A 25,917-nucleotide genomic window follows, 5' to 3' on the forward strand; every position below is an offset into this window, starting at 1 on the left:
TCCACGTAAGGCAGCGGTCTCGAACCGACTTGCGACATCCGTCACAACCGCCGATCGCTCCGCCGACCACCGTTCTGATAGTGTAGCGTGGTCACTGGCCACCGCTCAAACGGCGGTGATCGGCTGATGTGCGGTATTATCGCGCGGATCGGTCACGGAAACGCGGCGGAGTCGCTCCTCACGGGACTCGAGAACCTCGAGTACAGGGGATACGACTCGGCGGGGATCGCCGTCCAGAACGGCTCCGGGGTCAAGGTCCACAAGTGTTCAGGTGAGGTGTCCCGCCTCAAATCGAGCCTGAACGGACAACCGCACGGAAACATGGGGATCGGCCACACCCGATGGAGCACCCACGGGCCGCCGACCGACGAAAACGCCCATCCGCATACGGATACGGCGGGTGACGTCGCGGTCGTCCACAACGGGGTCATCGATAACTACGACGAGCTCAAGGCTGAACTCCGGGCGAAGGGCCACGAGTTCGACAGCGACACCGACTCGGAGGTCATCCCACACCTCATCGACGAATACCGGGAGGAAACCGGTGACACCGAACAGGCGGTCCGCCGGGCCGTCGACACGCTCGAGGGGAGCTACGCGATCGCCGCGATCGTCGACGGCGAGGAAGCGGTCTACGCCGCACGGAAGGGCTCGCCGCTCGTCCTTGGCCTCGACGACGAGGAGTGGTACCTCGCGAGCGACGTGCCGGCGTTTCTCGAACACACCGACGAGGTGATCTACCTCGAGGATGGCGATATCGTGGTTCTCGATCCAGACTCCTACCAGATCTCCGATCTCGATGGCACCCCGATCGAGCGATCGACCGACACCGTCGACTGGGATCCGGAGGACGCGGGCAAAGGCGAGTACGACCATTACATGCTCAAGGAGATCAACAACCAGCCGACCTCCCTCGCCAATACGATCGAGGGACGGATCGAAGACGGTGACGTTGCCTTCGAGAGTCTTCCCCCCGGCTCGTTCGACGAGATCGAGTCCGTCCAGTTCGTCGCCTGCGGGACGTCCTATCACGCGGCGATGTACGGCGCACAGTTGACCCGAGAGGCCGGCCTCCGAACCGAGGTGCTCCGCGCGAGCGAGTACGGGTCCACGTCCGGACCGGTCGACGAGAACACGCTCGTCATCGCGGTCACCCAGAGCGGCGAGACCGCCGACACCCTCGATGCGGTCCGGCAAGCGACCGAGCGCGGTGCTCGATCGCTCGCCGTCACCAACGTCGTCGGCTCGACGGCCGCGCGCGAAGCCGACGATGCGGTCTACATCCGTGCCGGCCCGGAAGTCGGCGTCGCAGCGACGAAGACGTACTCCTCGCAGGCGGTTACGCTCGTGCTGCTCACCCAGCGCATCGCGGCGGACGTCCCGGAGGGGACTCCCGCCGACGATCGAGCGGGGATGCTCGAGGCGCTCAAGGACCTCCCGGAACACGTCGAGGCCGTCCTGGAGACGAGTCAGGCGGAAGCGCTCGCCCAAGACGTGTTCGATAGCAAGTCATACTTCTTTATCGGTCACGGACTCGGCCACTCGGTGGCCCTCGAGGGCGCGTTGAAGTTCAAGGAGATCACCTACGAGCACGCGGAAGGGTTCGCCGCTGGCCAGCTCAAACACGGCCCGCTCGCCCTCGTCACCGAGGAGACGCCGGTGTTCGCCGTCTCGACCGGCAGTGACAGCGACAGTAAGACGAAGACGAACGCGATCGAGGCCCAGTCCCGTGGCGCGCCGATCGTTGCCGTCGGACCTGACGACGGGTCACTCGTCGACGTCGCCGACGCACACCTGTCGGTGCCCGACACCCACCCCGTCTGGGCCGGCCTGCTCGCCAACGTTCAGCTCCAGTTGCTCTCCTACTACGCTGCGACGCAACTCGACCGCCCGATCGACAAACCGCGCAACCTCGCGAAGAGTGTCACGGTCGAATGATCGCTTCGTTTCTCGAATAACGTCTTTTCGACGCACCGCTCGACGCCGACTGCGGCAGTTCTCGAACCGATACCGGACGGAGACGGTCGTCTGTACCCAGTGAACCGTGAGACACATCGCTCGAGGAGACGCAGATCACAGGTGACGGGTCACTCGTCCGGACGAGCAACCGGGAAGTGACGACAGCGGGCGCGCCATCCGGAACGACGAGTTGCTACGTCTACCCAGAACACCGAGCAGCCATGCACACCTGAACCCCCAGGCAGCCACGGACACCCAAACGCTGAGCGATCACGGACACTCGGAATGCCGAGGTTCGAACGGTGGCAGCCACGATCGTCCGCAGCGAGACGAGCGATGCTCGAGATGCTGTCGAACCACGTATCGAGGCACCGATAGCGGAACGATTCCGTCCTCGCTCGCACCGTTCTCACTCGAGTAGTCACGAGGATCCGTTTCGCGTACCTCCGATATCCGATCGATCACGGGGAATTCCTGGTGGAGAGAAGGATGCTCGTTGCCACCGCCGCTGCACTGCTTCCTGCCATCGATGTCCAGTGTACACGGTGATCGATGGTCGCGACAGGTAATCGGATGACGGATCAGGAGCCACTCGAGACTCCGTGGCGCATTCGAACCCCGATTACCGAACGAGGTGCTGAGTATCGGTGCTGCCAGTACGAGAGCGGGCCCAGAGTCGCGTTGACAGCGGGCAGGCGTCGACGGCGAGCCCGACGGGACAGTCAGCTCTGAAAAACAGTGAAAACGAGTAGCAAAACGCGCGCGGACGAACCGTCTCTAGCCGTCAGTCGTCTCGTACGTCACGACCTGTCTCGTGTCGCCATCGACTTCGACGGTGTATTCGTCCGATTCGTTCCCGTCTACGGCTACGGTGTACGAGTACTCGTCGTTCTCGCGTTCGAACTCGACCTCGCCATTCTCGTCGACGGTTTTCTCCTCTTTCCCCCCAAACAGCGAGTTCTGCTCGAGCGAAACGGTCGCGTTCTCGAGCGGGTCGCCGTTCCGGTCTTCCACGGCGAACGTGACCGTATTAGTGCCGTCGCTCGAGTCGTCATCTCCCGAGTTGTCATCTCCTGAGTCGTCACTCTCTTCCTCGAGTGTCAGCTCGATCGGTTCGTCGCTGCCGTCGATCTCGACGCTGTCTTCAGCGGACTGGTATCCGTCCGCATTTGCGGTAACGCTGTAGGTGCCGTCCTCGACCTCCCATTCGACCTCACCATCTCCGCCGGTCGTTTTCTCGTCGCTGACGGAGTCATTGAGGCTCACGTCGGCCCCGTCGACCGCGTTACCATCTTGGTCTACTACGGATACTGTCAACGCGTGTGGTCCGTCGTCGCCATCGCTCCCATCTCCGTCGTCCCCACCGTCGCTGTCATCACCGTCAGTATTGCCGTCACCACTGTCGCCATCGCCGTCACCGGTATCGCCATCACCACCGTCACTGGTATCGCCGTTACCACCGTCGCCGGTATCACCATCACCTCCGTCACTAGTATCGCTGTCACCACCGTCACCGGTATCACCGCCGCCGGTATCATCGGTTTCGGTACCACTGCCACCGCTCGCGTCGTCACCGTTCGACGAATCGATATCGTCGTCAGCCGGTTGGCCCGAGTCGTCAAATCGGTCGGTGACTGATCCGATGGCGCTGCTGACGGATGCCCCGCTCGCAGCAAGTACCAGTCCGGCCAGGAGGAAGACGATGCCGCTGATGGTGAGTAAAACCTGGACGCTGCGCTGAATCGATCGGGTCTTCGTTCCGTGTTGTTGGGTGTTGCGGCTCATTATCGGTAATTGAGGGATTGAAATCCGGTGATCAGTGGGTTACGCACTCGTCGTCTCGCTGCCCGCTGAGACCGTCACCCGTCGTCGGGCCGCGGGCGGCCAGTGGGTCGTTTCCGCCCTCGAGCGATCAGTTTTCGCTGTCGAAACGACCACGCTCTCGGACGAATGTGGATTTAGACGGCCGCTCGAGGCGTTGTACTGGTCGTGGCGTCCGTCGCGGACGGATATGCGAGATTTCATTACGCGATACTTTCGCTGTTCGGCGGTTCACTATACGGATCATAAAGCCGTTTCAATCGGACAATTGCCGCCGCTCAGAACCTGAATGACGAGGAGCGTCGCCGTTGATTCGAATCGGTAATACCGTTACGGACACCGTGCAGTCCCGTAAGTTCGAGTACCGGCTGAACGACGGCTCCAGTAGCCACTGTCTCTCTACGCTTTTCTCTCCCGACAGCACCACTCGAATCAGTCGGAGTCGGGCCCGAGATCGTCATTCGAATCGTCGACCGGTTCGAAGTCGGTCGAACCGCACGAACAGCCGTCCTGGCCGATGATCTGAATCTCGCCGTCCGGCCACTGTCGCGCCGCGTAGGCGGATCCACATGCCGTACACGCTGCGAGCACCCTCGTTACATCGTCTTTGTGCGCCATCCCCACCGGTACGTTGGAAAAACAGTGGAATGAAGGTTTCCACTCGGCGGAGAGCGTCACGAAAGCGGACCGGTTACCACGGACCGACGCGATGAGCAGCCCAGTCGCGGTGTCCGATGTACCCCTGCACCTCGAGTTCCCCCTCGTAGTCGACGACCCGCGCGTCTTCGATCGTGAAAGCCATCGGAATCGGCTCCGCACACGCCGACGCCGCGTATAACAGTGGGCCGGGAGATGGCTATAGTAGCCACTGAAACGACTTACACGCTGATCGCAACGCCGTCGTGCGATCAGGTGTGCAGTGACTTTCAGTGGCTACTATAGGTGACAGCGTTCATCGGGACGGAGACGGGAGAACGGATGACTCGTGTCGATCGAACCCGCCGCTCTCGAGTCGAAAGCCAGCTCGGAGGGGGCGAACGTCGCCGTCGTTTCGGGGGAGGGGAACTGCGCCGTCGTTTGGGACGGGAGACCGGGCTGTTATTCGTTGAGGTGACCGCGATAGCCTTTCGGTTCGAACCCGCGTCGGCAGATCACGCGCTTGCGACCGACGGTGATGGCACTGACCTGGTCGTCGTCCTCCATCCGGTCGATGACGTCTTCGAGTCGATCCGTCGACCACCCCGTTTCCTCGCGAATGGTCGATTGGTCGACGCGGCCGCCGCGTTTGACGAGCAGTCGGAGAATTTTGTCTTCGTCTGGGAGGTCGTGTTCGTCGACGCCGTACTCGATTTCTTCGGCATAGCTTAACGTTTCGTCGTCGGATTCCTCGCTCGTTTTCTCGCTCGATGTCGATGCGGACTCGCTCGCTCGGGACTCGTCGGCCGACCCGCTCCAGAGAGACGAGATGCGAGTCCAGAGTGTATTGAATACCATCTATTGGTCACGCTCCATTGGAACTATCATAACTTGAACGCCCACCTACCTTGGTTTTATGTTTTGGAAGTGACATGGTTGCAAGCCGGCGATTACGGCGTGACTATCGTGACGGTTCCGTCGTCGAATAGCGGCTGCCTTGCGACCCGCAAGCCAGTTATCACTTTGAGCGACCGACAGGCTCGCCGACAACGCGATTCCAGCCGAGGCGCTCATCTACCACTCGGTCGATACTGCGGTAGTCACCGATTTCCGCGTCTCGAGCCCTGTTACCGGTCGTAACACGCGAACACTGTTACCACTTGCGACACACAGTTCGCGCCGACAGCTGTCAGCGGCGTCGCCTCTCCCCCAAGCGAGCCGAGACGTGACCGTCGCCGTATCCGATCACGCCGCTGCCAGGAGAAGCGACTGTATCCGTCTCAGAGACTGCTGTAGGTGTCAGCGAGCGCGTCGAGCGCCTCGTGGTGGTTCGTCGAGTGAGGCGCGGTCAGCGGCGAGACGCTGATACGACCCTCGACGACCGCGCGGCGGTCGGTGCCCTCGGGATCGGGAAGCCCGTCGGGGGTCATGTCCTCCCAGACGCGGTCGTGAAGGGTAACGTGTGCGCCGTCGCGTTCGGCGTCCATCTCGTAGCGTTTCGAGGGGCGCGTGACATCGATCGGGGCGGGTTCACCGTCCGGCAGCGGAACGTTGACGTTGAGATAGGCGGCGTGGTCGAAGACGCCGGCCTCGAGCGCGCGCTCGGCGAGATAGCTCGTGACGCGGGTCGCTTCGGCGTAGTCGTCGGCGGATACCTTGGTCTCCGCAAACGGCGTGTCGTCGACGGGGACGTACAGCGAGGTCGCGATCGCGGGGACGTCGAAGAAGGCGGCTTCGACGGCCGCACTGATCGTTCCCGAACGACCGAGGACGTACTCGCCGAGATTCGCTCCCTTGTTACAGCCGGCGACGACGAGGTCCGGAAACGGGCCGAGTTCGGCGAGGCCGGCGACGACGCAGTCCGCAGGGGTCCCGTAGACCGCATAGCCCAGTTCGTGGTCGTCGACCTCGACTTCGTGGGAAAGCGACCGGCCGCAGGCGCTTCGGTCGTCGGCCGGCGCGACGACGGTCACGTTGGCGTGCTCGGAGAGGGCGTCGTACAGCGCCCTGATACCGGTGCTGTCGATCCCGTCGTCGTTGGTCAACAGGATCTCGAGGTCGTCGCTCATGTCACGCCGGTCGGTCGGCGGTACGAAAAGCCCACCGCTTTTCCGTCTCGTGGGGTTCGGTCGGCTGTCTCGTGCGGTTTGGTCGACCGTTTTAGACGGTCCGCTGGCACCGTGTCCCGGCGCACCGCGACCTGCCAGACGGGTGCGGCGAAACAGACTACCAGTAACCGCCTCAGCCGATTCGGTCGACGACCGTCTCCTCGTCGACGACCAGATTGTAGGCTTCCTCGTCGTCGTTCCAGAGCGCGAGGATGCGTTCGAACGTGCAGACCTCGCCGTAGTCGGCCTCGAGCAGCGGTCTGTTGAGCGACGTTTCGTTCGTCACGACGGCGTAGTGATCGACGGCCTCGCTGCCGTCGCTGATCTTGAACAGCGGATTCGACCGGCCGCCGCGGCCGCCGTTCCCGTCGCCGTCCCCGCTTAACGACCGGCTAAGCTTCGCCGCCACGATATCGATCCGGTTCGTGACGTGGCGTTCCATCTCGGCCATCTTCGCCCACTCGTCCGTCTCGAGGGCCATATCGATCCGCCGACGGCCGTCGAGGCGCAGGAGCGAGGAGGAGAACTGGACGTCGACGTTGACGAACTCGCCGGGCGCGTGATCGTCGTCGTCGGCCGGCGCGGCCTCGTCGAGTCGCCGCTGGAACTCCGGCACCGCCAGATCGGGCCGGACGTCGAAGGACCACCCGCGATCCGAGGGGGTTTCGCCGGGCCAGAGCCTGACGGCGGGACCGTAAACGGTCACCGCTCCGCGACGATAGGTCGCCGAATCGGAATCGCCAGACGCGTCGACGTCTACGGCCGATCGATCCCAGAGACGCTCGCCCTCGAGGTCCCGTTCCACCTCGCGCAGCCCCACGCTGGTGTTCTTGTCCGCGGGGGCCATCGCGAGCAGCGCCCCCTCCGGCGCGAGCGTCTCGAGGAACGATCGCGTGACTTCGGCGGGATCCTCGAGTTCGCTCAGGACGTTGCAGGCGAGGACGAGATCGAAGCCGTCGTCCGGTGCGGTGGGATCGAACCCATCGCCGGAACCGCCACCGTTCACGGCCTCGCTCGGATCGAACGCCTCCGCGGTGGTCCGGTGAATCGTCGTGTGGACGTTCCGCCCCGTCTCCGCGAGCAGCTCCTCGAGCACGTCCGCGGCCGCGCTCGGCTCGATCGCGTGGTACTCGAGCAAGGAATCGTCGGGGAGGTAGTCACAGAGGCCGAGCGCGGGGCCGCCGACGCCCGCGCCGATATCGAGGACCCGAAGCTTCCGGCCCAACAGCCCCCGTTCCGCGAGGTCGTCGAGCGCGTACTGCACTGCCGCATAGTACCCCGGAAGGTGGTAGATCGCGTACCCCGCGGCCACGTCGTCGCCGTACTCGACCGGTTGCCCGTCGAGGTAGCTCGCTTTGAACCGACGGATCGTCGAGCGAAGCAGGTCCCCCGACGCGCCGCCCTCCCAGTTCGGGCCATACCGATCGGCGAGCAGGTCCTCGAGCCGGCGTTCGTAGTCGGCTGGAAGCCGTTCGATCGGTCCCCGCAGGGGCCGAACCGGCTCGTCGTCGACCGGAACGAACAGCCCGTCGTCCCGCTCGAGGAGTCCGAGGTCGGCGGCCTCCTCGCGGAGGAGTTGTCTGACCACTGCCGGATGGGGCGCCCCCTCGACGTACTCGCAGATCTCCTCGGGGTCGATCGGCCGGACGTTGCGCAGATACTTCGCGTTCGATCGAACGGCGTCTCGATGGTCGCTCACGTGGTGTTCCCTCCGGTATCGCGTCGTTCGTCGTGTTCGTCGCGTTCGTCACGTTCGTCGTGCCAGTTCGCGGCCGCCTCCCGATACAGCGCCTCGAGCTCCTCGGGTCCGGCGGCGGCGATTTCGGCGGCGGCGTCGGCGACGGCATCCGCGCCGTCGAACGTGTCCTGAATATCGGCGTAGACACGCGGCGTGCCCGCGGTCATCTGGCGGGCGAGTCGCCGCAACTCCTCGTAGATCGGCGTTTCGAACCCGTCGGGGACCGACTCCGCCACGAGGGCGAAAGAGAGAACCGCGGCGTGGGTCGCCGCCTGGACGGTTTCCATAGCCTCGTCGTGTTCCACGGCCGTCGTCTCGAGCAGTTCGTTCCCCCGTTGTTCGAGGGCCGCAAGTAGCTCGTCAGTTACCGGCCCCGAGCGAGCCCGGACGACGGCGATCGAGCCGGGTGCCCGCTCGGGTGCGAACAGCGGGTGCAGGCTCACGCGTTCCAGCTCCGGAGCGTGACGTTCCATCGCCGTGATCGCGGGCTCCATCACACCCGACACATCGACGATCGCTCGCTCGGCGCGGTCGGCCTGCGCGGCGATCGCATCGGTCACGTAGGCCATCGGCACCGCGAGACAGACGACGTCGAACGTCGTCTCCCCCTCGAGGTCGGTGACATCCCCTCCGACCGTCTCGGCCGCGGTCGCCGCCGCGTCTCGGTCGAGATCGGCGAACGTGACCCGGGCGTCGATCCCGTCCCCGAACCACGTCCCCATCGACCCCGCGCCGACGATCAGTACGTCCATCGCCCGCTCCTACCTGCCGACGTTGCAAAAGCCGTTCGATCCGACGGTTCGCATGACCGTTCGATCGCTCGAGACGAAGCGGTAACTTCCACACGTCGGTTGACATCGATGACCGGCGAGCGGCGTGGTCGACGGGCCGTCAAGCGTTCGGACCACCGCAGTTTGGGCCGGATTACTTGATCCCTCGAGACCGAACTGCGAGCGTGATGCAAATCGGGATCGTCGGTGCCGGGGCGGCCGCCGCGGCCGCGGCCCACACCATTGACGGAACGCCGACCGAGACGGAGATTACGGTCCTCGAGAAGTCCCGCGGACTCGGCGGGCGGGCTGCGACGAGGCGTCGCGACGACGTCGTCTACGAGTACGGCGCGAACTACGTCACCTCGGACGACGAGCGGGTGGTCGAACTACTGACGGAGACGCTCGATACCGAGGGACTGGTGGACGTGACCGACCCGATCTGGACGTTCGATCGCGCGGGGAGGGTTTCGCCGGGAGACGACCGCGACGATCACAGGTGGACCTACCGACAGGGGCTGACCCAGATCGCGAAGCGACTTTTCGCCCGCACCGACGCGAGCGTCCACCGGGAGACGCGAGTGGAAACGCTGATTCGTGAACCCGACGGCGGAGGCGAGAGCTGGTGGCTCGAGGACGCGTCCGGAGCCCGCTGGGGTCCCTTCGACGCCGTGCTCCTGAATCCGCCGGCACCCCAGACGGCCGACCTGCTGCGGTCGGCCGACTGGTCGGGCGACACCGACGTGTGGGAATCCCTCACGGACGCCGTTGGGGCGGTCCCCTTCCGGACGATCTGGACCGGGATCTTCCACTATCCGTTCGAACTCGAGCGCCCCTACTACGCGCTGGTCAACACGGACAAGGCCCACGAGATCGGCTGGGTCGCCCGCGAGGAGTGCAAACCCGGCCACGTCCCCGACGGCGAGTCGGTGCTGATCGTTCAGGCTAACCACGAGTGGTCGGTCGACCGCTACGACGAACGCCCAGCGGAGAACTGCGAGCGACTCGCGGCGATGACCGCAGACCTCGTTGGGGACGACCGCCTGCGTGAGCCTGACTGGACCGACTTTCAGGGATGGCGGAACGCGCTCGCGGAGGACGGCGTCCCCGTCGAACCGCTGGAACGTGCCGAACGCGAGGGGCTGTACTGTCTCGGCGACTGGGTCGCCGGCGAGGCTCGACTTCACGCGGCGCTTCGCAATGGGCTCGCGGTCGGCGATCGAGTCGCCGACGCCGGGTGAGACGGTCGGTTACAGGGCCGAAGTGGCCTCGTTCAGTACCGCGGTATCGACGAAGACGACCACGTGATCGCCGCTCTCGACTCTGGTCTCCCCCCGCGGGGTAATCAACTCCCCGTCGCGGGTGATCGCCCCGATGACGATCCCGTCGGGGAGGTCGGCCATCGTGTCGCGGATCCGCGCTCCGGCAAGTACGCTCTCGGAACCGACCTCGATCTCGAGGACCTCGGCGCGGTCGGACTCGAGCATGGCGACGTTCTCGGTCTGTCGCTTGCGGGTGAAGCGGGTGATTTCCTCGGCGGTGACGAGTCGCGGGTTGACTCCGATGTCGATCCCGACGGTCTCGAAGAGGTCGACGTACTCGCCGGCCTCGACGATGCCGATGGTTCGCTCGACGCCGATCCGTTTCGCGAGCAGTGAGATCAGCAGGTTCCTCTCGTCGCCCTCGACCGCAGCGACGACGATGTCGGACTCGTCGACGTGTTCGCGGACGAGGAAGTCGATGTCCGTCGCGTCGCTTTGCAGTACCAGCGTCCTCGGCAGTTTCTCGGCCAGTTCCCGCGCCCGTTCGGGATCCCGTTCGACGAGCCGCGGCTCGAGCCCTTCGGCCTCGAAGAGCCGCGCCGTCTGGTAGCCGATCTCGGTGCCGCCGACGATAACGATCTCTTCGGCGTCCTCGAGGCCCGGTTCCGGCGTCAGGGTGCCCGCGAACTCGCGGACGTTCTCAACGGAACCGATAACGACGGCGGCGTCGCCAGCCTCGATGACCGTCTCACCGTGCGGGACGATGATGTTGTCGTCGCGCAACAGCGCCGCGAAGGTCAGCGACTCGAAGCGGTCGGCCTCGGAGACCGTCTCACCGGCAATCGGACTGTCCGGACCGACTTCGAACTCCGCCATCTGGACGAGGCCGTCGGCGAACGTCTCCACGTCGTGAGCGCCAGGCAAGCCGGCGATCCGGACGATCGTCTCGGCGGTCTGGAGATCCGTACAAACCATGAAATCGACGCCGAACGCCCCCATAGATTGCTCCCACGTCCGCAACAGGTTCGTATTCGTGACGCGAGCGATCGTGAACGGCTCGGCGACGGCCTTCGCCGCCCCACAGATGACGATGTTTGTTTCGTCGATGTCGGTGCTCGCGATGACCAGACCCGCCTCCTCGATGCCGGCCTCCTCGAGCGTCCCGATGGCGGTTCCATCGCCCTGGATCGCCAGCACATCGTGAGAGTAGGTGACCGACTCGACCCGATCGGGATCCGTGTCGACCACGACGACATCGTGCTCGTCGTCGAGGCTGGCAGCGATGTTCGAGCCGACTTGGCCCGCACCGACGATGATCACTCGCACTGGCGGACCACCCGCGAGGGTCGCGGACGCGAACTGACGCTCCCGCTACTCATATCACTGGTGTCGTCACCGAGCAGTAAGTGGGTTTGGCATGAGTAAGGCAGGGGTGTCGTTAGCGGTTCCTCGAGCGAATGAGCCCGACGTAGCGGATTGGACGGTACGGACCAAGGAATGACCGCTTTCGGGATCGGAAAGAGTGCATCCGCGAGCGACCAACGGGAGCGAGCGCCCTTTGTAGCGTAGATTTTTGCGGCGTACGAGGGACGAGAGGCGTCCCTCGAGCCGTGCGAGCGGGCCGAAGGCCCGCGAGCAGAGAGCGGTTCCGAGCAAAGTCGTTCGAAAGACGTAAAGCGTCTTTCGTGCCCTTCAAAAGAGCGCTTGCGCTCTTTTGGACCTCGCCGAGCGAAGCTCGGCTCAGTGACAAGAGACCTTCGGTCTCTCGAACTACGAGGAATCCCGAGGCGCAAAAAGGTACGTCTACGGCATTTCGTGAACCGTCAACTCCACGTCCCGCGGCCGCCCCTCGATGTCCGCAACCAGCCGCTCGACGACGGTTTCGGCCTCGGCGAGCAGTTTGGGTTCCACCTTCCGAACGACCCAGTCCAGCGAGACGAGCCGCGGTAACGAGATCGCGTTCTCGTCCGCCGAGTGGGGATCGTAGACGGCCTCGAAGTAGATCCGACTCGCCGTCTCCACGTCCGTCGGCGCGGATTCGGGCTCCGATTCGACGCGCCACTCGCCGCGAGCGTCGAGATTGTTGACCAGTTCCCACGCGATCGACTCGGGCGCGGAAATATCGGTCACCCTCGAGCGGGCGGTGTAGCTGAGCTTCCACCACGCTAGTTTGAGGTCGTAGACGGAGCCGACACCCCCGTCCCCGTTGACGCGAACCTCCTTCAGGTGGTCCGTGTACCGCGGGTAGTCGGCAAACGACTGTACGTACGGAAACACCTCCTCGGGCGACCGATAGGCGAGCGTACTGAGGAGAATCCTGTCCACACCCGCCGTACGACGGATCCGAAAGTAAGGATTTCCATCCCATCGATTGCCGCTCAATCACTCGGCGTCGCCCGCACTCCCTCCCCCTCGGCGTCGTCCCGAAGCGCATCGATTCGGTCGGCGATCGGCGGGTGATGGGTCGCGAGGCTGTAGAGCAGGCCCGCCTCACGACGCGTGTCGTTCGCGTCGGCTAGCGTCTCGAGGGCCTTGCTGATCGCCTCGCGACCGGTCTCCTGGGCCGCGTACGCGTCCGCACGGAACTCCTGCCAGCGCGCGAGCCCGCCCAGCAAGACGACGTGGTAAAGCGCGTACAGCGCCATGAACGGCACGAAGAAGCCGACGAAACCATAGCGCTCCTCGAGCCCGCCGAGTCCGAACCGCTGGACGCCGAGGATCCAGGCTCCGAAGACGGCGACCGTCAGCAGGCCACGCTGCCAGAGGTGGTGGCCGGCGACGTGGCCAAACTCGTGGGCGAGGATCGCGCGCAGTTCGTCGTCGTCGCACTCCGCGAGCAGGTAGTCGGTCAGAAAGACGTATCGCAGTCCGGGAACCGTACCCGCGACGAGTGCGTTCGCGGTCTTGGTGGACTCGCCCTCGAGCAAGAAGAGTCCGCGGGGTCTGTAGCCCAACTCCGTACAGAGCCGTTCGACGCGCTCGCGGCGCTGCCCCTCGAGCGAAACGCGATCCTGAAAGACCACGATCAGGTACGGCGAGAGACCAAAGCTGGCGAAGACGATTGCACCGAGGGTGGCGACGAGCACGGGGGTCGACGACCCGACGACCGAAATGACCGCGAGGAAACCCCCGACCCCGATCATCGCCGAGCCGACGGCGACCGCCATCACCGTGAGCGTGCCTTTCGCGACCCGCCACATCGACGCCGACGTCTCCCGGAGCGAGCGCACCGTGGGGTACGTGCCAAGGGCCATCGAGACGATCGGGATGGTGACGATCCCGAACGTGACCAGTATGATGGTACCGAACTCGAGGATCGCGATACCGAACAGTTCGACCCCGCCCGTCCCAACAGCGGCAGTCGCTCGCTCGATCAGTCCGAGGGAATACCCGGCCAGAATGGCGACGACTGGCAGTCCGAATCCGCCGACCTGCTGGACTCGATTGAGTCGGTGCAAGCGGTCTTCGATCGGTTCGTCCATCGCCTCGACGCGGCCGGCGTATGCACGAAACCCGAGGAACGGCCCGACCGCGAGGACGAGGACGAACGCAACAGCGGCGAGCATAGTCGTCGATTCGATATCGCAGATCAAAATAGTGTTGGGATTCCCACACGATACGGAACGGTAATCCCTGCCGTGGGTCTGTAGCCAGAATCGGTCGAGGATATTCGTTCAGTAGAGGTAATCCACATATTGCGCTAAATTGGTCAACTGGCAGCGGTGGCGCGCGCTGTGGCGCGGTGAATGTCAATGAACCGCGGCACGACGCTGCGCGAGGGATGAGTGAGTGCCGCGAGGCGCGAACGAATCGGCTGGGGAGGGCGTGGCGATTCCCTGGTGCCACGGTAGCAGGACGCTTCGGCTCACACATTCCCATCGAGATCCACTGCACCATTCACAACTGTCCCGTGCGCGAACAGACGAAAAACAGCGAGCACGAACAGGTAGGAGACAGCAAGCACGAATAAACGGAAGACGGCAACCTTCTATACCCGCCGCCGGCAACGAGCGAACATGCGAGACATCTGTATCGTCGGCGGCGGCGTCGCCGGCCTCGCCGCCTCGATTTTCACCGCCCGCGCGGGACTGGACACCCTCGTCATCAGCGAGGGACCGAGTCCCTCGAGCAGCCGGACGCAGTCCGGCGACGACGGGGGCGAATCGATCCTCGCGCGCAACGCCAGCCTCGAGAACTATCCCGGCTTTCCGGACGGCCTCGACGCGCGCCGCTACCTGCGACTGAGCCGCGAACAGGCCCGCAACGCCGGCGCCGAGTTCGAACTCGGTCGGGTCACGAGCACGGCACTGGTCGACGAGACGGACCTCGAGGCCGGCTTCGTCCTCGAGACCGAGGGCGGCGAACCCCTCGAGGCGCGGCGGGTGATCGCGGCCTCGTGGTCGGACAGCGAGTATCTCGTCCCGCTCGACGTGGGGCGCATCCAGCGCGGGAGCAAGCACTTCGTCGATACCGACGAAGGGGGACGGACGGCCGTCGACGGCGTCTACGCTGCGGGCCGACTCGCAGAGGAGCCCCATCAGGCCATCGTGGCGGCGGGCCATGGCGCGAAGGTCGCCCTCGCCGCCATCCACGACTCTGACGTGAACTTCTATCACGACTGGGTCGCGCCGGACGGGTATTTCACCGGCCGCGGGCGCGAGGTGCCGCCGGGCTGTGAGGAGATCGGCGACGCGGAACGACGCAAGCGCGACGACACGGCGAGGAATCGGATGCTCGAGGCCTTCGAGGAACCGCTCGACGAAGAGCCGACGATGCACCCGAGCGTCGCGGAAGACTAGCAGTAGTTGGGTCCCTCCCAACAGTCGGTGACCAACAACCTGAACGGAAAGTGTCATTTTTGTTCAGTCTGCCCGTCAACATTTTGCACTGCGCTCCCTCGCTGGCGCTCGGTCGCTCGGCAAAATGTTGATTAAAAGCACTCCTCCCTCCCCTACGGGTCGGTCGTCGGCCCGCTCGCTCACTGACTCGCGGCCGTCGGCCGCTCGTCTTATCGCGGCGCTACGCGCCGCGCCTTCGTTCGCTCGCGGTGAGTGCACACTTCTCCGCCTTCATCGAGCGTCCGTCACACGGTCAGTCTGCATAAAAACGCGCTACCGATACGGCTGTGTCAGGAGGAGGCGCGCCGGGCCGTATCCTTTTGCCGGCTGCCCGCGTCGAATCAATCGATGGAGGTCGCCATCCTCACCGTCGGCGACGAAGTGCTCGCCGGAGACATCGCGAACGCGAACGCCCAGTGGCTCGCGACCCGGCTGACCGACAGCGGCGCGACCGTCGATCGAATCCTGACGATCCCGGACGACCGCGAGCGCATCGCGGCGACGCTCGGCGAGTGGACGACCGCCCTCGACGCCGCTATCGTGACCGGCGGGCTCGGCGGCACCCACGACGACGTCACTGCCGACGCGCTCGCGGATGCCTTCGACCGCGAGCTGACCGTCGATGAGTCCGTCCGCCGTGATGTCCTCGAAACCGTCGCGAACTACCGGGACCTCGATCCGGAGACGGTCACGGCCGACGACTTGGACTTCGATGTCGACGCCTGGGCGGCGCTGCCCGAGAGCAGTCGGCCGGTACTCAATCCCGAGGGGCTCTGTCCCGGCTGCGTGCTCGAGAACGTCTACGCGTTCCCGGGCGTGCCCGCGGAGATGCGGGCGTTGTTCGAGCGCGTCGCCGCGGAGTTCAGCGGCGACGCCGTCTCGCGGGTAGCGTACACGCCCCAGCCGGAGGGTTCGATGGCCGCGGCCATCGATGGCGTCCGCGAGCGCTTCGACGTGACGATCGGCAGCTACCCCGACACGGAGCGGCGAAACCGGCTGAAGGTGACCGGCACCGATCCCGAGACCGTCGACGCGGCGCTCGAGTGGCTCGCCGAACGAGTCGACCTCGACGTGAGCGAGTAAGCGAACCCGACCCGCGACGACGCCTCGCTACGCTTAACATACCCCGAGAGAGACTAGCAGACGAATGCTCGAGGGAGTCAACGTCGCGCTCGGGATCACGGGGTCGATCGCGGCCGTGAAGACGGTCGAACTGGCCCACGAGCTGCGACGCCACGGAGCGGCGGTTCGCGGCGTGATGACCGGCAGCGCGCAGGGGATCATCCACCCCTGGGCGGTCGAGTTTGCCACCGAAAACGAGGTCGTCACGGAGATCACGGGCGGCGTCGAACACGTCGATCTCTGCGGCTACGAGGGCTGGGCCGACGTATTCTTGATCGCACCCGCGACGGCGAACACCGTCGGCAAGATCGCGGGTGCCGTCGACGACACGCCCGTCACGACCTGTGCCACGACCGCGCTCGGTGCCGACACACCAGTCGTCATCGCGCCCGCGATGCACGAACCGATGTACGACCACCCCGGCGTGCTCGAGGCCATCGACACCGTCTCCGAGTGGGGCGTCGACTTCGTCGATCCCCGCATCGAGGAGGGGAAAGCCAAGATCGCGAGCGAGGAAGCGATCGTCTGCGACGTGGCCCGCGCGGCCGGCGACTGGCCGCTCGAGGGCGAGCACGTCGTCGTCACGAGCGGCGCGACGAGCGAGTCGATCGACCCCGTCCGGGTTATCACGAACCGGTCGTCGGGCAAGATGGGGCGAGCGGTCGCGAAAGCCTGCTACGTCCGCGGAGCCGACGCGACGCTCGTTCACGACGGGCCCGACGTCTCCTACGCCGACGTTTGCGAGGTCGAGAGCGCAAGCGAGATGCTCGCGGCCACGCGCGAGGCCTGTACGGACGCCGACGCGCTCGTCTCGGCGGCCGCGATCAGCGACTACACTGTCGAGGGGAGCGACGAGAAGATCCGCTCGGGCCGGGAGCTCACGCTCGAACTCGAGCCCACGCCGAAGCTCATCGACGAGATTCGTACCGAATACCCCGATCTGCCGATCGTCGGCTTCAAGGCCGAGACCTCCGGTGACGACGGGGCGATGATCGAGCAGGCCAGAACAACCCTCGAGCGGGCCGATCTCGCGTTCGTCGTCGCCAACGACGCGAGCGTGATGGGGGCGGAGACGACGAGCGCGCTGCTCGTCCACGCGAGCGACGTTGCACGCTACGAGGGGACGAAAGCCGGGCTGGGTGGCGAGATCGCCGATTCGATCGCGGCGGTGCTCGGGGCGAGGCCGGTGACGGACTGAGCGTTCAGCGCGCCCGTCAGGAGAATTATATGGGTGGGGTTCATCCGACCGAACTAATGGGTATTCGACCTGGTTTGAACGCGATCGAACGACCGGAGTCGTCCGGGACCCCGAGGTGACCGACGTGGCGCAAATACATCGAACTGACGACACCCCCACCACCGACGACACCGACGGCGATGACGCGTCCGACGACGCTCACGACGCGCCTGACGAACCGCTCTCCAAAGGCGAGGTCTTCGAGGTGTTGCGGAATCAGCGGCGTCGCTATATCTTGCAGTACCTCAAACAGGACGATCGACCCGTCGAACTCGGCGATCTCGCCCAGCAGATCGCGGCCTGGGAGTACGACACGACCCTTGAGGGCGTCACCCCCGAGCAGCGAAAGCGAGTCTACACGACGCTTCAACAGACCCACCTTCCGAAGATGGACGCAACCGGCATTCTCTGCTTCGACGCCGATCGAGGCGTCATCGAGGGGACCGAGCGAACCAGAGACATCAGCGTCTACCTCGAGATCGTCCCCGGCCGGGAGTTCGCGTGGCGCGAACTGTACCTTTCGCTGGGCGCGATCAGCTGTGCGCTGGTCGCCGCGCTGTGGCTGGAGATCTATCCGCTCACGCATCTCACGGAACTGACCTGGACGGCCGCCATCGCGGGGACGTTCACGCTCACTGCGGTCGTCCACATCTACTACGAGCGAAACATGCGTCTCGGTCACGGCGACCAGCCACCGGAACTGAGCTACAGCGCCGACGACTGACCAGTCTTCGAACGGTCCGGCAGCCCGAAACTGGCGGCAATCGTCCGGTCGAGAAATATCGCGATTTACACCCTCGGATCGTCAACTTTTACTCCGCGACGGTTCGACCCACAGCATGGATCAGCTGAAGCAGTCCCTCCTCGAGGCCCCGATCATCGAGAAGAACGGCTATCACTACTTCGTGCACCCGATCAGCGACGGGCTCCCGAAACTCGATCCGGGGCTACTCCGCGAGATCGTCATCCGAATCATCCGGAAAGCCGAACTCGAGGAGGTCGATCGGATCGTCACCCCCGCGGCGATGGGCATTCACATCTCCACCGCCGTCTCGCTGATGACCGATATCCCGCTGACCGTCATCCGAAAGCGCGAGTACGGCCTTGAAGACGAGGTCGCGATCTCCCAGAAGACCGGCTACTCGGAAAACGAGATGTACATCAATGACGTCCGCGAGGGCGAGCGCGTCCTGGTCCTCGACGATGTCCTCTCGACGGGCGGTACGCTCGCGTCGGTGCTTACCGCACTCGACGAGATCGGCGCGGAAGTCGTCGATACGGTCGCCGTGATCAAGAAGGTCGGCGGCGAGAACAAGGTCGACGACGCCGGTTACGACGTGAAGACGCTCATTAATGTCGACGTCGTCGACGGCGAGGTCGTCATCGTCGACGAGGAAGGCGATCAGTAAGCGATTGCTGGCGGGCAGGTCGTCGAACGGCCCGTATCATACGAATTGAACGGAATCGAGGGAAGTGTCCTGCCGACTGTCTTCGTCCGATCGCCCGCGACGGTCCATCGAATCGCGATATCGACGGCCGTCCAACAGAGTGCGGCCGGGACCGGGGACTCGTGTTCGGGGTTTCGAGCCCCTGCGTGTCTCCCCAACACAAGGAATATGTTCGCAGGATCAGAACTCTACGACTATGTCAGGGAATAGTGTCGGGCCGAGTGAACGCGGTCGTCTGCGACGGCGTTCACTCCTGAAGGGTGCGGGGGCGGCCGGGGTCGCGGGAGTCGCGGGCTGTATCAGCTTCAACAGCGTCACGGCCGACGGCCCGGCCGAGGAGCTAATACAGAAGGGGTTCGAGGCGGCGGACATCGAGCCGCCGTTCGAAACTACGATCGCTATTACCGAAGACGAGGAACGGAACAAGTTCGCACAACTTCTCCGGAGCGAACTCAACGGAACCGGCTTTTTCGACGTCTCGATCACCGCTCAGGATTTCGGCTCCCACGTCGATATGATGTTCGCCGCGGCCGAGCGGAACGAAAACGCCATGTTCGTCTCGAGTTGGACCGGCGGCTGGGATCCGAGCAACTACGTCGACATGCTCTTTCACTCGGACGATCACACGCCGAACGGGTCCAACGTCGGTCACTACTCCAGTGAGACCGTCGACGAGTACATCGACGCCGGCCTCACCGAAACCGATCACGAGGACCGCGTCGAGATTTACCAGAATCTTCAGGAAGAACTGGTCGCCGACTCGCCGGCGTCGTTCGTTCGCTTCCGCGAAGCGACCCACGTCTGGGACGGCGATGTCGTCGGTGGCTGGCAGACGTACCCGCTTCGGCCGGGGACGTACTACGCGATATACGCGCCCTGGGCCGGTGTCTACACCGAACTCGAGGAGGGGGCCGAGTTCGTCGGCGACCTCGGGAGCGATGTCACGAACTACGATCCCGTCACGATAACCGGGACCGTCTCCAGTCAGGCGACGGCGCTGCTCTACGAGCAACTCGTCGGCGTCGACTTCGACGGCGAGATTCGACCGATGCTCGCCACCGACTGGGAGCGAATCGATGACGAGCAAACCGACGAGATGACCTATCGATTCTCCCTCCGCGAGGGCGTCCACTTTCACAACGGCGAGCGACTCACCGCGGCCCACGTCAACGGCTCACTCGAGCGCTACGAGGGAACGCCGCGAGCAAACGACGTCTACGACTGGTATGAGAGCAGCGAGGTTATCGACGATCAGACGATCGAGATCAGTTGCTCACGGGAGTACGGCCCCTTCGAGAGCGCGCTGTTCAACGTGTCGATTGTCCCGATGGCGGTGATCGACGGCGAACACGACCTCGAGTCGGAACCGATCGGAACCGGCCCCTACCGGTTCGTCGAACACGAGAGCGACGACCACTGGCGCATGGAGCGGTTCGACGAGTACTGGTATGAGGGTGGCACCAAAGCGGTCCCCGAAACGGCACCGATCGAAACCGTCACCCTCGAGATTATCACCGAAAAGTCGTCCCGACAGGGTGCACTCGAGGCCGGGAATATCCACTTCAGTTACGGCGTGCCGTCGGCGAGCATCGCCGACTTCGAGAGCGACGCGGCCTACGATGTCGGTCGCCACGTCGGCGGCGGGTTCGATATGGTGATCTACCCCACCTACCGCGCGCCGTTTTCCGAGCGGTCGGTCCGTCGCGGCTGTAACATGTTGATTCCGCGCGAACGAATCCTCGAGAACGTCTACCGAGGCATCGGCCAACTGGCGTATACGCCGATCTCACCGCTGCTCGAGGACTATGCGAACGGGTCGTTTCAGGAGATGATCGCCGACGAGTACGTCCGTCCGAACTAACGTCACACTCTACTCCCACCAATGACGCTCGGCCGATACGTCTGGACGCGGTTGTTGGTCACCGCGCCGGTCCTCTTCGGCGTCACCGCACTGACCTTTTCGTTCGTTCATCTGTTGCCGGGCGACGCGGTCGACGCGATAATCGGCTTTCAGGACGTCAGCCCGGCGGTCGAGGCGTCGATCCGGGCCGAGTACCACCTCGACCAGCCGGTCTGGAAACAGTACCTGCTGTGGCTGGGCGACGCGGCAACCCTCGAGTTCGGCGAGTCGCCGATCACCGGTCGCGACGTCTCGGCGACGATCGGTCGGCGACTCCCGGCGACGCTCGCGCTCGGCGGGGCCGCGTGGCTGCTCGCGCTCGCGGTCGGGATTCCCGCGGGAATCGTCGCCGCCGTCAGGGCGGGCGAGCCGGCCGACGAACTCGGGCGGATCGCGGCACTTGCCGGGATCGCGACGCCGAACTTCTGGCTCGGCCTCATCCTGTTGTTCGTCTTTAGCGTTCGGCTGGGCTGGTTTCGCGTCATCCCGCCGGACGCGCCGCTCGCCAGCCTCGCGATGGCGAAGTTCATGCTCCTGCCGACGATCACGCTCGGAACCGCGTCGGCCGCACTGATCACGCGCCTGTTGCGGTCGTCGATGCGCCAAGAACTCGAGGCGGCCTACGTCCGGACCGCACGCGCGAAGGGGCTCTCCGAACGAACAGTGATTCTGAAACACGTCCTGCGAAACGCCCTGCTTCCGGTCGTCACCGTCGCCGGCCTCCAGCTCGCCTTTCTCGTCGACGGTGCCGTCGTCGTCGAACAGATATTCTCCTGGCCGGGCATGGGGCGGCTCCTGGTCCGGTCGATTCTCCGTCGTGACTACACCGTCATTCAGGCGACCGTCCTCGTCATCGGCGTCGCGATCGTGGTCGCGAACCTGCTCGTCGACATCGTCTACGCGATCCTCGATCCGCGAATTCGATACTGACCAATGAGCGACCGACATCCCACCACCCAGCGCGGCCGGATTCGCATCGTCGGCTTCGACGACGCCGTCGCGGACCGGCGGGGCAGTGATAGGGAAGGCAACGACGATAACAACGACCTAACAGCGACGGGACCCAGCGCCGGTCCGACGACGCCCGGGGAGACCACAACGGAGACAGAGTCAGAACCCGATCGGCCGAGACGTCGCCTCGAGGACGCGTGGCGTCGGTTCCGACGGAACCGAACGGCGATGGCCGGGCTGGGAGTGATCGTCGTCATGGCGGTGCTGGCCGTCTTCGCCAGACCGATCGAGGTGTCGACGGCGGAAGTCACGATCACGCTCCAGCCGTTCTCGCTGGCACCGTACGATCCGTCCGCGATGTTCGTCGGCCCGGCGAACGCGCCGCCCTCTCGAGCGCATCCCTTCGGCACGGACTGGGCGGGCCGCGATCAGCTCTCGCGGGTCCTCGTCGGCGGCCGGTACACGCTGGGAATCGGGCTCGTCGCCGTCGCACTGGCGCTGTGCGTTGGCGTCCCCCTCGGGGCGATCGCAGGCTACTTCGGCGGCTGGATCGACGAGGCGATCATGCGACTCGTCGACGTGCTGTACGCCTTCCCGTTTCTGGTGCTGGCGATCGCGATCGTCCCGATCCTCGAGCCGATACCGGTCCTCGGCGGCGGCTTCTGGACGGTGGTGCTGGCGCTGGCCGTCACCGGCTGGATCGGCTACGCGCGGCTGTTGCGCGGCGAGGTCCTCTCGGTTCGAGAACGCGAGTACGTCACGGCCGCGAGAGCGCTCGGCGTCCCCGACCGGACGGTCATCCGCAGACACGTCGTCCCGAACGCCGTCGCCCCCGTCGTCGTCCAGGCGACGCTCAACGTCGGCACGGTCGTCCTCACCGCGGCGGCGCTTGGCTTCCTCGGACTCGGCCTCGAGCCCGGGAGCGCCGAGTGGGGTGCGATGCTCTCCCAGGGCCGGAGTTCGCTCGTACAGGGCCGCTGGCACATCACCGTCTTTCCCGGGCTCGCGATCTTCCTGTTCGTGCTGGCGATCAACCTCGTCGGTGACGGGATCAACGACGCGCTGGACCCCCACCGGGACGTGAGCGACGAACGGAGGCGGCTGCGCTGATGGCGCTGCTCGAGGTGGATGATCTCGTCGTCCAGTTCTATACCGAAAACGGCGTCGTCCGGGCGGTCGACGGCATCAGTTACGAGATCCGCGCGGGCGAGACGCTTGGACTCGTCGGGGAAAGTGGGGCCGGCAAGAGCGTCGCCAGCCTCGCGTTGCTCCGGCTGATCGACTCCCCCGGCGAGGTCGTCGGCGGCGAGATCAGGTTTCGTGGACGGGACATTCTCGAGCTATCGGCCGACGAGATGCGCGGGCTCAGGGGCGACGAGATCGCGATGGTCTTCCAGGACGCGGGCGCGGCGCTCAACCCAGTCTACACCGTCGGCGAACAGATATCGGAGGCGATCCGTACACACGCGGCCGTCACCGACGAGACGGCTCGCGACCGCGCGATTGCGCTCCTCGAGCGGGTCGGAATCTCTGATCCGGCCGCCCGATATTCGGACTACCCCCACGAGTTCTCCGGTGGAATGCAACAGCGGGCCGTCATCGCGATGGGGCTGTCCTGCGATCCCGCCCTGCTCGTCTGCGACGAGCCGACGACCGACCTCGACGTCACTGTTCAGGCAGGGATCCTCGAGTTACTCGCGGATCTCGCGCGGGAGTCAGAGACGGCGATCCAGCTGGTCACCCACGATCTCGGCGTCGTCGCCGAGATCTGCGATCGGGTGCTGGTGCAGTACGCGGGCGAGATCGTCGAGCGCGCGCCGGTCGAGGAGCTGTACTACGACCCCAAACATCCCTACACCGTCGGGTTGCTGGCCTCGATCCCCCGGCTGGGCGACGGTCGAAAACGCCTCGCGACTGTCCCCGGAACGACGCCCGGCCTCGTCGATCCGCCGACGGGCTGCCGGTTCCACCCGCGCTGTCCGTATGCGGAGGACGTCTGCGCCAGACGCCGCCCGCCGCTCGTCGAGACGGAGTCGGGATCGCCGGACGACGGCGATCCCGACACCCACGCCGCCGCCTGCCTCGAATACACCGGCGACCTCGAGGACGGACTGGACTACGAGGTGCAGGTGCGGGACGGAGCGGATGAATCGACCGAGTCGAACGAACCGGACGAACGCCGTCTCGGCGGGAACGACGGCGCGGAACGGACCCGCGAACGCGACCCGACGGGTGATCCGCGATGACGACGACCGACGATCCGCTGATTCGCGCCGAGGGGCTCGAGAAACGCTACACGACGGCTGACGGGTTTTTCGATCGACTGCTCGGGCGGCGCGAAACGGTTCGGGCGGTCGACGGCGTCGACCTCGAGATTCGCGCCGGCGAGACGCTCGGGCTGGTCGGCGAGAGCGGCTGCGGCAAGACGACGCTCGGCCGGGCGCTCGTCCGACTGCTCGAGCCGACTGCGGGCTCGATCACCTACCGCGACACCGAACTGACCGAGTGCTCCCGGTCCGAACTCCGGGCGCTGCGATCCGAGATTCAGTACGTCTTTCAGGATCCCCTCGCCAGCCTGAACCCGCAGCTGACCGTCGCCGACATCGTCGGCGAGGCCCTCGCGGTTCACGACGTCGTCCCGCCGGATCGGCGCGACGAGCGCGTTCGGGAGCTGCTCGAGACGGTCGGGCTGCAGGCCGGCCACGCGAGCCGATATCCCCACGAGTTCTCTGGCGGCCAGCGCCAGCGGATCGGTATCGCCCGCGCGCTCGCGGTCGAACCCGAGTTCGTCGTCTGCGACGAGCCGGTGTCCTCGCTCGACGTCTCCGTACAGGCCGGGATCCTCAATCTGCTCTCCGATCTCCAAGAGGAGTTCGGGCTTTCCTACCTCATTATCACCCACGACCTCTCGGTGGTCGAGCACATCGCCGACCGGGTGGCCGTGATGTATCTCGGCGAACTCGTCGAAACCGGGACGACCGCCGAGATCTTCGACGCACCCTCTCATCCCTACACCGAAGCGCTGCTGTCGGCGATCCCCGAACCCGACCCCTGCTGGGCGGGCGATCGGATCGTCCTCGAGGGGGCAGTTCCCTCCCCCACCGATCCCCCGTCGGGCTGCCGATTTCACACGCGCTGTCCACGGGTCATCCCGCCCGCCGAATATAACCTCGAGACGGACTCCTTCCGCTCGATCATGGCGCTTCGAACGCGGCTCGCCGAGGTGGACGCCGACGCAGGGCTCGAGGCGCTCCTCCCGCGCCCCGACGCCAACCGGGATGCCACTGCGGCAATCCGGGACGCCAACGGGATCCCCCACCAGCTCTCCGATCCGGACGCGGAGGCGGCTCTCGCGGACGCGCTCGAGGGCGCTGCGGCCGGTGATTTCGAGGCCGCACGGGATCGGCTCGCATCGGCGTTCGAGACGCCCTGCGAGACGACTAAGCCGGCGCTCGAACCAGGAACGGCCGACCATCCGATCGCCTGCCACCGGTTCGACGATCGACTCGAGGGCGAGCCCGAACCGATCGCCGGAACGAAACGCCGTATGCGAGGGACTGACCATGACGGGTAACGAGGACTTCGACGCGCTCGAGCGGTCGACCGACGATCCGTTCGCACCTGACCGGCGGGGAAGCGACGGCGAGAGCGGGGGCGTGGGCGGGGGTGGGGGCGGGCGCACGATCGACTGGACAGCGTTCAGCCACGTGTTCACGCCGCGGGCGTTGCGTCACCGCGCGATCGACGTCAGCGTCTCGACGGATAACCGTCGATACGAGCACGGCGAGCCGGTCGAGATCACCGTCGAGTTTCGCAACCGGCTCCCGTTCCCGATTCGGATCCGGACCGAGTCGCCAAAGCGCTGGGTCTGGGCCGTCGACGGCTACAGGGAGGCCTCGCAGGTACCGCAGACGGTTCCCGACCGGCCCGCCGCGTTCTCCTTCGCCCGGCGCGAGCGCAAACGCTTCCGCCGACGGTGGCCCCAGCGAATTCGGGTTTCCGACGACGAGTGGAAGCCGGTCGACGCGGGCACGTACGCGATTAAGGTACGGCTCAACTGTGCGGACGCTGCAGCCCGCGGTCTCGTCGATCGAACCGCGATCGAAATCGAGGGCTAACGCGCCGCT

At 65.3% G+C, this 25,917-nt stretch carries 22 protein-coding genes; 13 read left to right on the plus strand and 9 right to left on the minus strand.

The features are described 5' to 3' along the window. The first annotated feature begins 126 nt into the window (after positions 1 to 126). Positions 127 to 1,938 carry a glutamine--fructose-6-phosphate transaminase (isomerizing) gene (glmS, locus tag ACEWFR_RS09820; RefSeq protein WP_374060854.1) on the plus strand — a complete coding sequence of 604 codons (1,812 nt, stop codon included), beginning with the start codon at positions 127 to 129 and terminating at the stop codon, positions 1,936 to 1,938. Positions 1,939 to 2,736: 798 nt separating this feature from the next. Here glmS and ACEWFR_RS09825 read toward each other — a convergent pair. The 6 genes from ACEWFR_RS09825 to ACEWFR_RS09850 all read right to left on the minus strand — a co-directional run bounded on the left by ACEWFR_RS09825 (position 2,737) and on the right by ACEWFR_RS09850 (position 9,014). Beyond that, on the minus strand, positions 2,737 to 3,744 hold the full coding sequence (locus tag ACEWFR_RS09825; protein WP_374060855.1) for a carboxypeptidase regulatory-like domain-containing protein: 1,008 nt from the start codon (positions 3,742 to 3,744) through the stop codon (positions 2,737 to 2,739). Between the two features lie 468 nt (positions 3,745 to 4,212). Further along, positions 4,213 to 4,398 (minus strand): hypothetical protein, encoded by a 186-nt coding sequence (locus tag ACEWFR_RS09830; protein ID WP_374060856.1) that lies wholly within the window; start codon positions 4,396 to 4,398, stop codon positions 4,213 to 4,215. Positions 4,399 to 4,878: 480 nt separating this feature from the next. After that, complete coding sequence (locus tag ACEWFR_RS09835; protein ID WP_374060857.1) at positions 4,879 to 5,274, minus strand: helix-turn-helix transcriptional regulator; 396 nt, start codon at positions 5,272 to 5,274, stop codon at positions 4,879 to 4,881. Between the two features lie 422 nt (positions 5,275 to 5,696). Then, positions 5,697 to 6,485, minus strand: a complete 789-nt coding sequence (gene surE / locus ACEWFR_RS09840; protein WP_374060858.1) for a 5'/3'-nucleotidase SurE — start codon at positions 6,483 to 6,485, stop codon at positions 5,697 to 5,699. 172 nt (positions 6,486 to 6,657) lie between these two features. Continuing rightward, positions 6,658 to 8,223 (minus strand): small ribosomal subunit Rsm22 family protein, encoded by a 1,566-nt coding sequence (locus tag ACEWFR_RS09845; protein WP_374060859.1) that lies wholly within the window; start codon positions 8,221 to 8,223, stop codon positions 6,658 to 6,660. Then, positions 8,220 to 9,014 carry a prephenate dehydrogenase/arogenate dehydrogenase family protein gene (locus ACEWFR_RS09850; protein WP_374060860.1) on the minus strand — a complete coding sequence of 265 codons (795 nt, stop codon included), beginning with the start codon at positions 9,012 to 9,014 and terminating at the stop codon, positions 8,220 to 8,222. The genes ACEWFR_RS09845 and ACEWFR_RS09850 overlap by 4 nt, the downstream gene beginning before the upstream one ends. Positions 9,015 to 9,217: 203 nt before the next feature. On the opposite strand from ACEWFR_RS09850, the gene ACEWFR_RS09855 reads away from it, so the two are divergent. Further along, positions 9,218 to 10,273: an NAD(P)/FAD-dependent oxidoreductase gene (locus tag ACEWFR_RS09855; protein ID WP_374060861.1), complete on the plus strand. Its 1,056-nt coding sequence runs from the start codon at positions 9,218 to 9,220 to the stop codon at positions 10,271 to 10,273. A 9-nt stretch (positions 10,274 to 10,282) separates the two neighbouring features. On the opposite strand, the gene trkA is transcribed toward ACEWFR_RS09855, so the two are convergent. The 3 genes from trkA to ACEWFR_RS09870 all read right to left on the minus strand — a co-directional run bounded on the left by trkA (position 10,283) and on the right by ACEWFR_RS09870 (position 13,860). Next, on the minus strand, positions 10,283 to 11,620 hold the full coding sequence (gene trkA, locus ACEWFR_RS09860) for a Trk system potassium transporter TrkA (protein ID WP_374060862.1): 1,338 nt from the start codon (positions 11,618 to 11,620) through the stop codon (positions 10,283 to 10,285). Positions 11,621 to 12,097: 477 nt separating this feature from the next. Continuing rightward, on the minus strand, positions 12,098 to 12,619 hold the full coding sequence (locus ACEWFR_RS09865) for an SRPBCC family protein (protein ID WP_374060863.1): 522 nt from the start codon (positions 12,617 to 12,619) through the stop codon (positions 12,098 to 12,100). 53 nt (positions 12,620 to 12,672) lie between these two features. Next, a complete protein-coding gene (locus ACEWFR_RS09870) occupies positions 12,673 to 13,860 on the minus strand; it encodes a M48 family metalloprotease (RefSeq protein WP_374060864.1) in 1,188 nt (395 codons plus the stop codon). Positions 13,861 to 14,310: 450 nt separating this feature from the next. On the opposite strand from ACEWFR_RS09870, the gene ACEWFR_RS09875 reads away from it, so the two are divergent. The 11 genes from ACEWFR_RS09875 (at position 14,311) to ACEWFR_RS09925 (ending at position 25,908) form a co-directional block, all read left to right on the plus strand. After that, positions 14,311 to 15,093 (plus strand): FAD-dependent oxidoreductase, encoded by a 783-nt coding sequence (locus ACEWFR_RS09875; RefSeq protein ID WP_374060865.1) that lies wholly within the window; start codon positions 14,311 to 14,313, stop codon positions 15,091 to 15,093. 387 nt (positions 15,094 to 15,480) lie between these two features. Beyond that, entirely contained in the window at positions 15,481 to 16,215 is a 735-nt protein-coding gene (locus ACEWFR_RS09880; protein ID WP_374060866.1) for a competence/damage-inducible protein A, read from the plus strand. Positions 16,216 to 16,279: 64 nt separating this feature from the next. Beyond that, positions 16,280 to 17,452 (plus strand): bifunctional phosphopantothenoylcysteine decarboxylase/phosphopantothenate--cysteine ligase CoaBC, encoded by a 1,173-nt coding sequence (gene coaBC / locus ACEWFR_RS09885; protein WP_374060867.1) that lies wholly within the window; start codon positions 16,280 to 16,282, stop codon positions 17,450 to 17,452. Between the two features lie 115 nt (positions 17,453 to 17,567). Then, entirely contained in the window at positions 17,568 to 18,215 is a 648-nt protein-coding gene (locus ACEWFR_RS09890) for a hypothetical protein (protein ID WP_374060868.1), read from the plus strand. A gap of 115 nt (positions 18,216 to 18,330) precedes the next feature. Beyond that, positions 18,331 to 18,900 (plus strand): hypoxanthine/guanine phosphoribosyltransferase, encoded by a 570-nt coding sequence (hpt, locus tag ACEWFR_RS09895; RefSeq protein ID WP_374060869.1) that lies wholly within the window; start codon positions 18,331 to 18,333, stop codon positions 18,898 to 18,900. 235 nt (positions 18,901 to 19,135) lie between these two features. Then, positions 19,136 to 20,800 (plus strand): ABC transporter substrate-binding protein, encoded by a 1,665-nt coding sequence (locus ACEWFR_RS09900; RefSeq protein ID WP_374060870.1) that lies wholly within the window; start codon positions 19,136 to 19,138, stop codon positions 20,798 to 20,800. A 21-nt stretch (positions 20,801 to 20,821) separates the two neighbouring features. Further along, positions 20,822 to 21,769: an ABC transporter permease gene (locus ACEWFR_RS09905; protein ID WP_374060871.1), complete on the plus strand. Its 948-nt coding sequence runs from the start codon at positions 20,822 to 20,824 to the stop codon at positions 21,767 to 21,769. A gap of 3 nt (positions 21,770 to 21,772) precedes the next feature. After that, positions 21,773 to 22,900: an ABC transporter permease gene (locus ACEWFR_RS09910; RefSeq protein WP_374060872.1), complete on the plus strand. Its 1,128-nt coding sequence runs from the start codon at positions 21,773 to 21,775 to the stop codon at positions 22,898 to 22,900. Next, on the plus strand, positions 22,900 to 24,036 hold the full coding sequence (locus tag ACEWFR_RS09915; protein ID WP_374060873.1) for an ABC transporter ATP-binding protein: 1,137 nt from the start codon (positions 22,900 to 22,902) through the stop codon (positions 24,034 to 24,036). The genes ACEWFR_RS09910 and ACEWFR_RS09915 overlap by 1 nt, the downstream gene beginning before the upstream one ends. Next, the gene (locus tag ACEWFR_RS09920; protein ID WP_374060874.1) at positions 24,033 to 25,364 is read left to right on the plus strand and encodes an ABC transporter ATP-binding protein; all 1,332 of its coding nucleotides are present in this window, start codon (positions 24,033 to 24,035) and stop codon (positions 25,362 to 25,364) included. Before ACEWFR_RS09915 ends, ACEWFR_RS09920 begins: the two co-directional genes overlap by 4 nt. Continuing rightward, positions 25,354 to 25,908, plus strand: a complete 555-nt coding sequence (locus ACEWFR_RS09925; RefSeq protein ID WP_374060875.1) for a hypothetical protein — start codon at positions 25,354 to 25,356, stop codon at positions 25,906 to 25,908. The genes ACEWFR_RS09920 and ACEWFR_RS09925 overlap by 11 nt, the downstream gene beginning before the upstream one ends. Positions 25,909 to 25,917 lie beyond the last annotated feature (9 nt).

This window comes from Natrinema sp. H-ect4, assembly GCF_041894845.1.
GTDB lineage: Archaea > Halobacteriota > Halobacteria > Halobacteriales > Natrialbaceae > Natrinema.